Annotated in this window: 7 protein-coding genes; 5 read left to right on the top strand and 2 right to left on the bottom strand. The window is 68.0% G+C overall.

Features of this window, described 5'->3' with window-relative positions; all coding sequences use genetic code 11:
- Positions 1-6 precede the first annotated feature (6 nt).
- Together ACWD5F_RS09340 and ACWD5F_RS09345 are read left to right on the top strand one after the other, a co-directional pair.
- Positions 7-1,110, top strand: coding sequence for a lytic polysaccharide monooxygenase auxiliary activity family 9 protein (locus ACWD5F_RS09340; protein ID WP_451253172.1), 1,104 nt, complete (start codon positions 7-9; stop codon positions 1,108-1,110).
- Between the two features lie 466 nt (positions 1,111-1,576).
- The gene (locus ACWD5F_RS09345) at positions 1,577-4,843 is read left to right on the top strand and encodes a GH92 family glycosyl hydrolase (protein WP_451252647.1); all 3,267 of its coding nucleotides are present in this window, start codon (positions 1,577-1,579) and stop codon (positions 4,841-4,843) included.
- A 72-nt stretch (positions 4,844-4,915) separates the two neighbouring features.
- Here ACWD5F_RS09345 and ACWD5F_RS09350 read toward each other — a convergent pair whose 3' ends face one another.
- Positions 4,916-5,398: a carboxymuconolactone decarboxylase family protein gene (locus ACWD5F_RS09350; RefSeq protein ID WP_401721739.1), complete on the bottom strand. Its 483-nt coding sequence runs from the start codon at positions 5,396-5,398 to the stop codon at positions 4,916-4,918.
- A 188-nt stretch (positions 5,399-5,586) separates the two neighbouring features.
- On the opposite strand from ACWD5F_RS09350, the gene ACWD5F_RS09355 reads away from it, so the two are divergent.
- Positions 5,587-6,489 carry an RNA polymerase sigma-70 factor gene (locus ACWD5F_RS09355; protein ID WP_451252649.1) on the top strand — a complete coding sequence of 301 codons (903 nt, stop codon included), beginning with the start codon at positions 5,587-5,589 and terminating at the stop codon, positions 6,487-6,489.
- Positions 6,490-6,580: 91 nt separating this feature from the next.
- Here ACWD5F_RS09355 and ACWD5F_RS09360 read toward each other — a convergent pair whose 3' ends face one another.
- Positions 6,581-10,384 (bottom strand): GH92 family glycosyl hydrolase, encoded by a 3,804-nt coding sequence (locus ACWD5F_RS09360; RefSeq protein ID WP_451253174.1) that lies wholly within the window; start codon positions 10,382-10,384, stop codon positions 6,581-6,583.
- 382 nt (positions 10,385-10,766) lie between these two features.
- Here ACWD5F_RS09360 and ngcE point away from each other — a divergent pair, with 382 nt between their 5' ends.
- Together ngcE and ACWD5F_RS09370 are read left to right on the top strand one after the other, a co-directional pair.
- Positions 10,767-12,233 carry an N-acetylglucosamine/diacetylchitobiose ABC transporter substrate-binding protein gene (gene ngcE / locus ACWD5F_RS09365; protein WP_451252651.1) on the top strand — a complete coding sequence of 489 codons (1,467 nt, stop codon included), beginning with the start codon at positions 10,767-10,769 and terminating at the stop codon, positions 12,231-12,233.
- A 302-nt stretch (positions 12,234-12,535) separates the two neighbouring features.
- Entirely contained in the window at positions 12,536-13,471 is a 936-nt protein-coding gene (locus tag ACWD5F_RS09370) for a carbohydrate ABC transporter permease (RefSeq protein ID WP_451252653.1), read from the top strand.
- Positions 13,472-13,474 lie beyond the last annotated feature (3 nt).

A 13,474-nucleotide genomic window follows, 5' to 3' on the forward strand; every position in this document is an offset into this window, starting at 1 on the left:
ACAAGAATGGACACGGCGTCACGTCGATTAACCCTCTCCACCTGGACCCGCACCCGCATCCGCACCCTCTCCACCCGCACCCGGGCCCTTCTCCTCGTCCTCGTCTCCGTCCTCGCCACCCTCCCGGCCCTCGCCCTGGTCATGGCGGCCGGCGGTCCGGCGCAGGCCCACGGCACCCCCATGAAGCCCGCCAGCCGTACCTTCCTGTGCTGGCAGGACGGACTGACCGACACCGGGGAGATCAAACCGGTCAACCCGGCCTGCAAGGCGGCCCAACAGGTCAGCGGCACCACGCCGTTCTACAACTGGTTCTCCGTGCTGCGCTCCGACGGTGCGGGCCGCACCCGTGGCTTCGTGCCCGACGGTGAGCTGTGCAGCGGCGGCAACACCAACTTCACCGGCTTCAATCTCCCGCGCGACGACTGGCCGTTGACCCATCTGACCTCCGGCGCGACCGTCGACTTCTCCTACAACGCCTGGGCCGCGCACCCGGGTTGGTTCTACGTCTACATCACCAAGGACGGCTTCGATCCGACCCGGGCCCTCACCTGGAACGACATGGAGGCCACGCCCTTCCTCAGCGTCGACCACCCGCCGCTCAACGGCACCCCGGGCACGGTCGAGGCCAACTACTCCTGGACCGGGCAGCTTCCGGCGAACAAGTCGGGGCGGCACATCATCTACATGGTGTGGCAGCGCTCGGACAGCGCGGAGACCTTCTACTCCTGCTCGGACGTCGTCTTCGACGGCGGCAACGGTGAGGTCACCGGCATCCACGACCCGGGCAACCCGACCGATCCGGTGCCGGGTGAATGCGCGGCCACCCGTCGTACGACCGGGAGTTGGAACGGCGGCTATCAGTCAGAGGTGACCGTCACCAACACCGGAGACGTCCCGATGCTGGGCTGGATGGTCGACTGGACGCTGCCCGGCGGGCAGAAGGTCGAGAGTCTGTGGAACGGCAGTCCCACGTACACGGGACAGGACGTGATGGTCCACAACGCCGACTGGAACGGCTCGTTGAGTCCGGGACAGAGCACGACCTTCGGCTATGTCGTCTCCGGCGGCGGAGGTGACACGGCGACGGCTCTGCCCTGTCAGGTCGGCTGAGGCGGCCGGGCCGGCACGAACAGCTCTGGGCGGACCCCGGTGGTGGTCGGTGTACCACCGGGGTCCGCGAGCCGACCGGTACCAATGGGGGAGCGATACCGGGCGGGGTGAGAGCCCCCTGTGCCCGACCTGACCGGGCACTGAGGGAGAACGCCGAGAACGGGCATCAGGCTGAGAAGGGGAAGCAGGTCGAGAAGGGGAAGCAGGCTGAGCAGGTGGCGCGGCTTGTGGCGACGCTGTAGGTGCGACAACGTTGTCTAGTGGTGTGTACATGACTGTACTCCTCCAACCGACAACGATGTCAAGACAGTTGCGGAAGTGGCCGTAAGTGGTCCGTACGGGTGGCCCGCACGTGGGCCGTCACCTTCCCAGGCGCTCTTCCGTGGTACGGGTGGCGCACGTTACTGTCCCTGCGGCTTGTGCGACCTGTGGTGCGCGACCCGTCCGAAGGAGGAGGGGCCGCGTCATGCGTTTCCGTCCTACGTCCCTGCTGTTGGCCGCCGCCCTGGCGGTCGGCGGAGCCACCCCTGCCCTCGCGGCAACCGCCGCGCCGCCCCAGCTCGTCGACGACCCGACCGCGTACGTCGATCCGCTCATCGGCACCACGAACGGCGGCAACGTCTTCCCCGGCGCCGTGGTGCCCTTCGGCATGCTCTCCTGGAGCCCGGAGAACACCAGAGGCAACGCCACCAGCACCGCCGCGCCGGGCGGTTACCAGTACGACGCCACCCGCATCCGCGGTTTCAGCCTCACCCACATGTCCGGCACCGGCTGCGCGGGCGGCAGCGGCGACATCCCGTTCTTCCCGTACGCCGGTGAGGTCACCTCCTCCCCGGCGAGCGACACCAAGGACGCCGTCTACGCCTCCGACTTCAGCCACGCCGACGAGACCGCCGAGACCGGCCACTACAAGGTCGGCCTCGCCTCCGGGGTCACCGCCGATCTGACGGCGACCGCCCGCACGGGCTCGGCGCAGTTCACCTACCCCGCCGACAAGGCGGCCTCGCTGCTGATCCGTACCGCCAACTCCGAGGTGGGCTCGACCGATTCGACGGTCACCATCGACCCCAGGACGCGCACGGTCTCCGGCTCGGTCACGTCCGGCGACTTCTGCGGGTACCTGGACCCGGAGGGCCAACGGGCCTACTACACCCTCTACTTCACGGCGAAGTTCGACCGTGGCTTCAAGACCACCGGCACCTGGCAGGACGACAAGCTGACGCCGGGTTCGACCTCGGCGAGCGGCGGCACCGGCGGCTTCTCCACCGGCGGCCGTCCGGTCGCGGGCAAGGGCGCCGGCGGCTACGTCGAGTTCGAGCCGGGTGACGGGCCGGTCAACGCCAAGGTCGGCATCTCCTACGTCAGTCAGGCCGGCGCCACCGCCAACCTGGCCGAGGAGAACCCGCCGCGCCGCTCCTTCGACGCGGTGCGGAGGGCCGCCCAGCGCGCCTGGCGGGACCGCCTCGACGCGATCCGGGTCGGCGGCGGCACCGACGACGAGCGCACCACCTTCTACACCGCGCTCTACCACGCCCTCATCCACCCGAACGTGATCAGCGACGCCGACCGCAGATACCGCGGCAGCGACGGCGAGGTGCACCGGGTCTCCCGGGGCCACGAGGCCCAGTACGGCACCTTCTCCGGCTGGGACGTCTACCGCGACCAGGTTCAGCTGCTCACCCTGCTCAGTCCGCGCACCGGCTCGGACATCGCGCAGTCGCTGTACGAACTCGCCCAGCAGAACGGCGGCATCTGGGACCGCTGGCTGCATGGCGCGAGCGGCACGCACGTCATGAACGGAGACCCCTCGCCGACCGCCCTGGCCGGCATCCGCGCCTTCGGCGGCACGGACTTCGACCTGCGCGGCGCGCTGAACTCGCTGGTGAAGGCGGCGACCGTGCCGACCCCGCAGGACCTGTCCTCGTCGGGCAAGCCGGTCCTCTCGGTGGGCCAACGGCCCTCCCTCGACAAGTACTTGGACCTGCACTACATGCCCTCGGTCTCCAACGCCTGGGGCGGCGCGGCCGAGACGCTGGAGATGTCCACCGCCGACTTCTCGCTCTCCCAACTCGCCGCGGCGGCGGGGAAGAAGGACACGGCGGCCACCTTCGCCAAGCGCTCCCAGTGGTGGCAGAACAACTTCAACATCGCGGCCGACCCGACCGGCGGCTACATCGCCAACCGCAAGGCGGACGGCAGTTGGGTCACCGGCTTCACCCCGGCCACCGGCAACGGCTTCGTCGAGGGCACGGCGGCCCAGTACACCTGGATGGTCCAGCACAACCCGGCCGGGCTGTTCGCGGCCATGGGCGGCAAGGACGAGGCCCTCAAGCGCCTCGACACCTTCTTCCACGAGGACGACGGCAGCTGGGCGTTCACCGGCAGCGGCGGCGCCAAGTCCGAGCTGGACAACGAACCGTCCATCAACGTGCCCTACCTGTACGACTACGCGGGCGCGCCCTACAAGACGCAGGAGACCGTCCGCGCCGCGATGACCCAGCTGTGGTCCACCAAGACCAACGGCATCCCCGGCAACGACGACCTCGGCGCCATGTCGTCCTGGTACGTCTTCTCCGCGCTCGGCATGTACCCGCAGGTGCCTTCGCGTGCCGAACTCGTCCTGGCCTCACCGCTGTTCCCGCGCGTCGAGATCGACCGGCCGGAGGGCAACGACATCTCGATCCGCGCGACGGGTGCGGCGGCCGACGCGCCGTACATCCAGTCGCTGAAGGTCAACGGCCGCTCCAGCGACCGTTCTTGGCTCCCGGCGTCCTTCGTCCGGGACGGCGGCCGGCTCGACTACACCCTCTCCTCCACCCCGAACCACGACTGGGGCACCACCCAGGCCCCGCCGTCCTTCCGCGACGGTGAGCAGCCCTACCAGATCGGCGTCGGTCCGACCGCGGCGACGATCGCACCCGGCGAGAGCGCCGAGGTGGACATCCGCGCGCTGGCCGTGAGCGGCGGCACCGGACCCGAGGTGCGCTTCAAGGTCGAGACCCCGGACGGGATCTCGGCGACCCCGGCCGAGGGCACGGTGACCGACGGCTCGCAGAAGATCACCCTGTCCGCGGCGAAGGACGTCAAACAGGGCTTCTTCGAGGCCAAGGTCACGGTGACCTCCGGCGACGACTCCTACGTGCAGCCGGTCGCCCTCACGGTGGCGGCCCCCGGCACCCTGCTCGCCGCCTACAACAACACCGGCGTCTCGGACGACGTGGGCGAGCACGACGAGGCCGACTACGACGGCGGCGGCTGGAGCTACTCCCGCCAGGCCCTCGCGGCGGCCGGTCTCACCGCGGGCGGACAGGGCACGGTCGACGGACTGACCTTCACCTGGCCCAACTCGCCCGCCGCCCGTCCCGACAACGCCTACGCGGCCGGACAGACCGTCCGACTCGACCAGCCGGCAAGCAAGTTGTCGTTCGTCGGCAGCGCGGTCAACGGCAACCAGCGGACCAGCGCCACGGTCACCTACACCGACGGCAGCACCGGCACGGTCGACCTGTCCTTCACCGACTGGACCGTCGGCGGAGGCGGCGGCACCGTCCAGTACGGCAACGTGGTCGTCGCCAAGGCCGCGTACCGCAACGTGGCCGGCGCGGACAAGGACCCGGTGGCGACGTACGTCTTCGCCACCAAGGCCTTCGCCGCACCGGACGGCAGGACGATCGCGAGCGTGCAACTGCCGCAGAACACGGACCTGCACGTGTTCACCCTCGCGACCGGCTGACCGAGGAGTTCCCCGTGGGCGCCGCCGGTCGACTCGGCACACCGGGTCGACGGCGGCGTACGCCCCGCTCCTTCAGCGCGAGGCACTGAACATGCCGACCTCGTACGAACCGCCCTTCTGGTGCACGATCACGGCGAGCCGGTTGGCCGCGTTGATCAGCGCGACCAGGCACACCAGCGCGGCGATCTGGTCGTCGTCGTAGTGCTTGCGCACCTGGTCCCAGGTCTCGTCGGACACGCCCAGCTGGGCGTCCGCCATCCTGGTGCCCTCCTCGGCGAAGGCCAGCGCGGCCTGCTCGGCCTCGGTGAACACGGTGGACTCGCGCCACGCGGCCACCAGCATCAGCCGGACCGAGGTCTCGCCGGCCGCCGCCATCTCCTTGGTGTGGTAATCGATGCACCAGCCGCAGCCGTTGATCTGGCTGGCGCGCAACGACACCAGCTCCTGCGTCGACTTGGGCAGCGGTGACTGCTCGATCACCAGGCTCGTGTTGGCGAACCGCTTGGTGAACTTGGCGGCGATCTCGTTCTCGAACAGGTTGAATCGAGCTTCCATGATCTCGTCCTCACTCGGGGTGTGGCGCCGCGTTGCGCTGCGTCGGATGCACAAGAGATGCCGGCGCCCCGCTCCGTGTGACAGGACGGCCATGTGACGTACGCCACCGCGCTTGGGTGTCACAGAGCGGCGGTGGCCGGCGTCTTGTGCGCGTGACATCGTCGAGAACGAGCAGGCGGGAGCAGTCGGTGACGAGCGAGAACAGCGAGACCGCGCAGAACACGGCCACCGAGGCGTTCGTCGCCCACCGGAATCTGCTGTTCACGGTCGCCTACGAGATGCTCGGCTCGGCCGCCGACGCCGAGGACGTCCTCCAGGAGACGTGGATGCGGTGGTCCGGCGTCGACCTGGACACGGTGCGCGACCAGCGCGCGTACCTGGTCCGGATCACCACGCGCCAGGCCCTGAGCCGGCTGCGCACGCTCGCCCGGCGCAAGGAGTCCTACGTCGGCTCCTGGCTGCCCGCGCCGCTGCTGACCGCCCCGGACGTGGCCGAGGACGTCGAGCTCGCGGACAGCGTCTCCATGGCGATGCTGCTGGTGCTGGAGACCCTCGCGCCCACCGAGCGGGCGGTGTTCGTGCTGCGCGAGGTGTTCGACCTCGACTACGACGAGATCGCCGAGGCCGTCGACAAGACCCCGGTCGCGGTCCGCCAGATCGCGCACCGGGCCCGGGCACACGTCGCCTCACGCCGGCCGCGCGGGGCCGTCTCCGCGACCGAGACCCGGCACGCGCTCGAAGCCTTCCAACGGGCCGTCGACACCGGCGACTTGCAGAGCCTGCTCGACGTGCTCGCCCCGGACGTCGTCCTGCTGGGCGACGGGGGCGGGGTCAAACAGGCCGTGCTGCGGCCCGTCACGGGGGCCGACAAGGTGGGCAGGCTGCTGCTGGCGGGACTGGGCCGGGTCGCCGACTGGGAGCTGGGTCCGGCACTGGTCAACGGCTTCCCCGCGCTGGTCTTCCGGTTCGACGGCGAGGTCGACACCGTGCTGGCGGTACGCATCGACGACGGCCTCGTCACCGGCCTCTACGCCGTCCGCAACCCCGAGAAGCTGTCGCACATGGGGCAGGAGACGACCCTGAGCCGCTGAACGAAGGGAAAATTGAAGGGGGACGCGTCACACTCGACACGTCCCCCCTCGGAGCCGTTCACAGGCCGCCGTGCGGCCCCGACTCACCCGCTCACGCGAGCAGTTCGACCTCCGAGACCGTGGCCTCCGCGTCGAACACCAGGCGGTACTTCCCGTACGTGCCCGGCGAGTTCACGCTGAACGCCCGGGTCTGCCGGTCCCAGGTGAAGGACTGGCCGGACCGCTTGTCGAGCGTCTTCCACGTGGTCCCGTCGTTCGAGCCCTGAAGGGTCCACCCGGTCGGTGCCTTGGTGTGGTCGGCGGACGAGGTGAGCGTGTACTGGAGCCCCTTCGTGTCGCCGGTGACCGGCAGATCGACCGACGTCACCGTCGCGTTGGTCGCCGAGGTGTTGTCGAACAGCGCCCCGTCACCCTTCAGCACGTCCGCACGCGGCGTCGGCGCCTTGTCGTCCTGGGTGATGGAGACGGGACCCGCGTTCTTGCCGGTGCCCCACGAGGACGGCTTCGAGCCCATGTCGAAGTTGAGGACACCGCCCTCCTCCAGCAGCGAGTGCGGGAGCGAAGTCGACGTCCAGTTGTGGCCGTTGACCTTGAGGCCCTGCACGTAGATGTTCTTGTCGCTGTTCTTCGGCGCCTTGACGACGAGGTCCTCGCCGTTCTCCAGGTGCACGGTGACCTTCTTGAACAGCGGGGAGCCGATGGCGTATTCGCCGCTGCCCATCACCAGCGGGTAGAAGCCCAGCGCGGAGAAGAGGTACCAGGCCGACTGCTCGCCGTTGTCCTCGTCGCCGTGGTAGCCCTGCCCGATCTCGCTGCCGGTGTAGAGGCGGGAGAGCACCTCGCGGACGTTCTTCTGCGCCTTGGAGGGCTCGCCCGCCGCGTCGTACATGTAGATGACGTGGTGGGCCACCTGGTTGGAGTGCCCGTACTGGCCAAGTCGCACGTCCCGCGCCTCGGTCATCTCGTGGATGACACCGCCGTAGGAACCGACGTTCTCGGGCGAGGCCGTCTCCGGGGTGGAGAAGTACTCGTCGAGCTTGTCGCCCAGCGCGCCGCGGCCGCCGTACAGGTTGGCAAGGCCCCGGCTGTCCTGCGGGGCGGTGAAGGCGTAGCCCCAGCCGTCGGTCTCCGTGTAGTCGTAACCCCACACCTTGGGGTCGTACTTGGCGGAGTCGACGCGCCAGTTGCCCTTGGCGTCCTTGCCCTGGAAGAAGCCGGCCTTGGAGTCGTAGAGGTTCACGTAGTCCTGGGCACGGTTGAGGAAGTACTCCGACTCCTCCTTGTAGCGCTTGTCCTTGGTCTGCTTGTAGAGCGCCTTGCCCATCTGCGCGATGCCGTAGTCGTTGACGTAGCCCTCCATCGCCCAGGAGAAGCCCTCGCCGGTGTCGGTGCTGGTGTAGCCGAGGAACGGCGAGGTCGCCATGCCCTTGCGGCCCACACCCGACGACGGCGGCACGACGGTCGCGTTCTTCACGGCCGCGTCGTAGGCCGACTTGGCGTCGAAGTCGACGCCCTTGACGTACGCGTCCGCGAACGCCACGTCCGAGGAGGTGCCGGTCATCAGGTCCGCGTAGCCGGGGGAGGACCAGCGCGAGGTCCAGCCGCCGTCCTTGTACTGCTGCACGAACCCGTCGACCATCTCGCCCGCCTGAGAGGGCGTCAGGAAGGAGTACGCCGGCCAGGTGGTCCGATAGGTGTCCCAGAAGCCGTTGTTGACGTACACCTTGCCGTCCACGATCTTCGCGCCGGTGTGCGTCGGGGTGTCGGGCCCCGGCATCGGCGAGAACGGGGAGGCGTACTGGTACTTCGAACCGACCTTCTCGAAGCCGGAGTTGGGGTACAGGTACAGCCGGTACATGCTGGAGTACAGCGTGGTCAGCTGGTCCGCCGTGGCGCCCTCGACCTCGACCTTGTCGAAGATCCTGTCCCAGGTGCGCTGGGCCTTCTTCTTGACCGAGTCGAAGGACGTGCCGTCCGGGATCTCCTGGCGGAGGTTGTCCTTGGCCTGGTCGATGCTGATCAGCGAAGTCGCGATGCGCAGCGTCACGGTGCGGTCGGCGCCGGCGTCGAACTTCAGGTACCCCTTGACCCCGCTGGACGAGCCGTCCTTGACGGGCTTGTCGAAGGTGCCGTAGACGAACAGCCGGGTCGCGCCGGTCGACAGGCCCGACTTGACGTCCGAGTAGCCGGTGAAGGTCCCGGTCGCCGGGTCGAGCGTGAGCCCGGCCTGGTCGGTCACGTTGTCGAACAGCACGTTCGCGTCGTCACCGGGGAAGGTGAAGCGCATCGTCGCCGCGTGGTCGGTCGGCGTCAGCTCGGTCTTGAGACCGTTCTCGAACGTGACGCCGTAGTAGTACGGCCGCGCGATCTCGTTCTCGTGCCGGAACGCCAACTCCCGTGCCTCACGGCCGGTTTCCGGGGTGCCGGAGGCCGCCGAGGGCATCACCTGGAAGGTCTGCCGGTCGCCCATCCAGGGGCTGGGCTCATGGCTCGCGCTGAACGCCTGGATCGTCGGCAGGTTGTCGTCGTTGTTGGCCCGCGCGTAGTCGTACAGCCAGCTCAGCGAGGACGCGTTGGTCACCGGCGTCCAGAAGTTGAAGCCGTGCGGCACGGCGGTCGCGGGGAAGTTGTTGCCGCGCGAGAAGCCGCCGCTGGAGTTGGTGCCGCGGGTGGTGAGGGCGTAGTCCGACAGATGCGCCTTCGGCTTCTCCTTCGCCGCCCGGTCGATCTTCACGTCGTCCAGCCAGCCGCGGAACTTCGCCGGGCCCTTCGCGGAGTCGTACGCCACCAGGATCCGGTCGACGGTCTTGCCGGCCGCGACCGACCCGATCCCCGAGACCACGTTGTTCCACTGGTTGACGTACAGGATCTTCGCGGCGCCCTGCGCCTTCGGCGTCAGACCGAAGCCGTGCTGGTCGGTCGCGCCCAGGTCGCTCAGATAGGTGCCGTCGGTGAAGGCCAGGTCGACGGAGACGTTCGTGGCGTCGTAGTCGAGGTCACCGTCAGCCATCGACGGGAAGATCCGGTACGACAGTTCGGTGTCCCGCCGCACGGACACGTTCACGTCGAAGACCTTGTTGTACGAGTACGCCTGGCCGTCGGCGGTGTGGCGTCCCGCGTACCGCAGCGCCCGCTTGCCGGTGAAGCCCGCTCCCGCCTTCGCGGTCGGCGAGCCCGCCGGGCCGCGGTCGACCAGCGTCAGCATGTCCTGCGGCACCGGGCCGCCGCTGCCGCCGGTGGAGAACTGGACGTCGGCGAGTTGCAGGATGTCGGAGGCGCCGTTGTTCTTGGTGATGTCGAGGCGGAAGTGCGCGTACTCGGCCGGCTCGGCGAGGTCGTAGGTCTTGGTCTGGAAGCGCTCGGAGAAGGTCTCACCGGAGCGGGTGTCGACCGTCTTCCAGTCCTTGCCGTCCGTGGAGCCCTGGAGGGTCCAGTCCTTGGGGTCGCGCTCGTCGAAGTCGTTGGCGGAAGTAAGCGCGTACGTCACGATCTTGGCCGGCTTGTCGAGGTCGAACTCGACCCAGCCGGTGGGCTCGAAGGTCAGCCACTTGGTGCCGGCCTCGCCGTCGACGAGGTTCTCCTTCACCTCGCCGCCGCCGGTGTTCTCCGAGCTGGCCCGGACGTCCGTGACGTGGTCGGACACGTTGCCCGGGATGCCGGTGCTGTAGCCGCCGTCGACGCCCGAGGCCCGCTTGGTCCCGTCGGGCTTCGTGTCGACCGTGTTCAGCCAGTCCGGCGCCGGATCACCCGCCTCGAAGGAGGACGAGAACTCCCGGTCGGCCGGCTTGGGCTTCGCAGAAAGCGCTGTCGCCGCTCCCTGGGAGCCCACCGCCAAAGCAAAAGCGGCCGTCAGTACGACGGCCGTTCCCCATCTGTGTCTCGTTCTGTACCGCACCATCTCCGGCACCCTCCCTGCGCGATCGGACAACGTTGTCACCTTCCAGGCGCAGAACCCAGTAGTGGGTCAAGTGGCCAGGGATGTCAAGGGTGTTGAGTGTGGCATTCGGGGCCTATGTCGCGGATTTTTCCGGCAAGGCGCCCACAGGGGGCTCATATTTCCGCGAGGTCTCAACTCGGATAAGACCAACGGCCAACCTTGCATTCGATCTTGCTCCGTTGGCGGGAAGTGGACTATACCTGTCGGCGATTCACCCGATGCGTTCGTCATGATCCGCACGGCATGATTCGTTACTCCTGCACGACCCTGCTTGACCTGACCGCGGTGCCGGGAGGATCCGGTTCACCGCCTGAGTCCTGGAGAAGGCGAGGACTTGAGCATGGGATCCACTTCCGCCGAGAACAGCGGTTCCGAGAACAACGACGCGGCGGGCGTCGGCCGCCGCGATCTGATCCGGCGGTCCGCCGCACTGGGTCTGATCGCCGTACCCACGATGAGCTTCCTGTCGGCGTGTGCCAGCGGCGGCGGGGACGACGACTCGGGAGACACCAACGACAGCCAGGGCAAGACGTCCAAGTCGAACCCGTTCGGGGTGAAGAAGGGGACCAAGCTCGACGTGGTCGTCTTCAAGGGCGGTTACGGCGACGACTACGCCAAGGCGTGGGAGGCCAGCTTCAAGACGAAGTGGGGCATCACCTCCACCCACACCGGCACCCAGGAGATCACCGGCAAGCTCCAGCCGCGCTTCAACGGCGGCACCCCGCCGGACATCGTCGACGACTCCGGCGCCCAGCAGATCAAGATCGACGTCCTCAACCGCAACGGCCAACTCCTCGACCTGGCCGTGGTCCTGGACGCCCCGTCGGTCGACGACCCGTCCAAGAAGGTGCGCGACACCGTCATCCCGGGCACGCTCGACCCGGGCCTCCAGGAGGGCAAGATCGTCGCCCTCAACTACATCTACACGGTGTGGGGCCTGTGGTACTCCGGCAAGCTCTTCAAGGAGAAGGGCTGGGAGGAGCCGAAGACCTGGGCGGACTTCATCACCGTCTGTCAGGCGGCCAAGAAGGACGGCATCGGCGGCCTGGCCCACCAGGGCAAGTACCCGTACTACATCAATGTCGCCATCATGGACATGATCGCCAAGAAGGGCGGTCTGGACGCCATGAAGGCGATCGACAACCTCGACCCCAAGGCCTTCGTGGGGTCCGAGGCGGCGCAGGCGGGTGTCGAGGCGATCTACGAGATCGTCGAGAAGGGCCTGTTGATGCCCGGCACCAACGGCCTGACCCACACCGAGTCGCAGACCCGGTGGAACCAGTACAAGGCCGCCTTCATCACCTGCGGTTCCTGGCTGGAGAACGAGCAGCTCAAGCAGACGCCCGCGGACTTCGACATGAAGTTCATGCCGATGCCCGTGCTGCCCGACAGCAAGCTCCCCTTCGAGGCGATCCGGGCCGGCTCCGGCGAGCCCTTCATCATCCCGAAGAAGGCGAGCAACCTGGCCGGCGCCAAGGAGTTCATGCGGCTGATGCTCTCCAAGGAGTGGTCGACGACGTTCGCCAAGGAGGCCAACTCGCTGACCATCCTCAAGGACGGCGTCGACCCGAGCGTGAAGCTGCGCCCGGGCACCCAGTCCACGGTCGAGGCGTCCAAGGCGGCCGGTGACAACACCTTCCGCTTCCTCTACACCGAGTGGTACAGCGAGATGGGCACCGCCATCGAGGCCGCGTCCAACGAGCTGATGGCCAAGCGCATCCAGCCCAAGGAGTGGCTCAAGCGCTGCCAGGCCGCGGTCGACAAGCAGGCCAAGGACCCGGCCTCGAAGAAGAACCACCGCGACTAGGCCTGTCCGGCGGATCAGGTCGGCTGTGAGGTGCGGTGCGTCTTGGCCGAGCCGAGCGGGGTCTGGTGCGTGCAGCTGCAAGGCGGAGGAGGGAGTCGACGCGATGGGGGTCCCCCCGCGCGAGCGAAGCCGAGCGTGGGGGAGTCGGCGACCGACGACAACGCGGCAGATGTGCGTGCCAGGGCCCGCGACGCCGACATGATCCGCCGGACAGGCCTTGGCAGGAGCAGCACGTCGTCCGGCACCCGCGTCCCCTTCGAGGGGCGCGGGTGCCGACCGGAGCATCAGGGGCAGGAACGCCAATGCGCAAAGGGCAGTACAGGTTCGTCGCGGGATTTCTCTTCGCTCCCGTGGCGCTCTATCTGATCTTCGTCATCTGGCCGTACATCCAGACGTTCGGCTATTCGCTCACCGACTGGCAGGGCGAGTCGCAGACCTTCAATTTCGTCGGTCTCGACAACTACAAGGCGCTTTTCCAGGACGACATCTTCCTCAAGGCGATCTGGCACAACATCCTGTTCCTGGTGTTCATCCCGGTGATCACCATTCTGCTCGCCCTCTTCTTCGCCTTCATGCTGAACGCGGGCGGGCGTTCACGCGCCGGCGGAGTGCAGGGCGTCGCCGGATCCAAGTTCTACAAAATCGTCTACTTCTTCCCGCAGGTCCTCTCGCTCGCGATTCTCGCGGTGCTGTTCAACGCGATCTACCGCAGCGACGAAGGCGGCCTGCTCAACGGCGTCCTGACGAAAATCGGGCTGGTCGACTCACAGAATCCGGTGGAATGGCTCAACGAGCCCAACCTGGTGCTGTGGGCCCTGATGCTGGTCGTCGTCTGGCACGGCGTCGGCTTCTATCTGGTGCTGTTCTCGGCCGCCATGCAGTCCATCCCGCGGGACATCTACGAGGCCGCCCTGATCGACGGCGCGAACCGCTCCCAGTCCTTCTTCCGCATCACCCTGCCCCTGCTGTGGGACTCCGTACAGACCGCCTGGGTGTATCTGGGCATCGTGGCGATGGACATGTTCGTCCTGGTCTCCTCGATGACCGCGAACATGGGCGCGTACGGCGGCGGCCCCGACCACGACAGCGAGGTCATGGCCACCGTGATGATGCGCAACTTCCTCTACTACGGGAAGAGCGGCTACGCCTGCGCCATGGGCGTCGTGATGCTCCTCCTGACCCTGGTCCTGTCCGTGGTCACGCTGCGCGCCACCCGCCGCGACCGCATCGAGTACTGAGCG

This window comes from Streptomyces sp. NPDC002499, assembly GCF_053595415.1.

Coding starts and splice junctions, on each gene's coding strand:
- ACWD5F_RS09350 (WP_401721739.1), bottom strand. CDS start 5,398: ATGGAAGCTCGATTCAACCTGTTCGAGAACGAGATCGCCGCCAAGTTC.
- ACWD5F_RS09370 (WP_451252653.1), top strand. CDS start 12,536: ATGCGCAAAGGGCAGTACAGGTTCGTCGCGGGATTTCTCTTCGCTCCC.
- ACWD5F_RS09345 (WP_451252647.1), top strand. CDS start 1,577: ATGCGTTTCCGTCCTACGTCCCTGCTGTTGGCCGCCGCCCTGGCGGTC.
- ACWD5F_RS09340 (WP_451253172.1), top strand. CDS start 7: ATGGACACGGCGTCACGTCGATTAACCCTCTCCACCTGGACCCGCACC.
- ngcE (WP_451252651.1), top strand. CDS start 10,767: ATGGGATCCACTTCCGCCGAGAACAGCGGTTCCGAGAACAACGACGCG.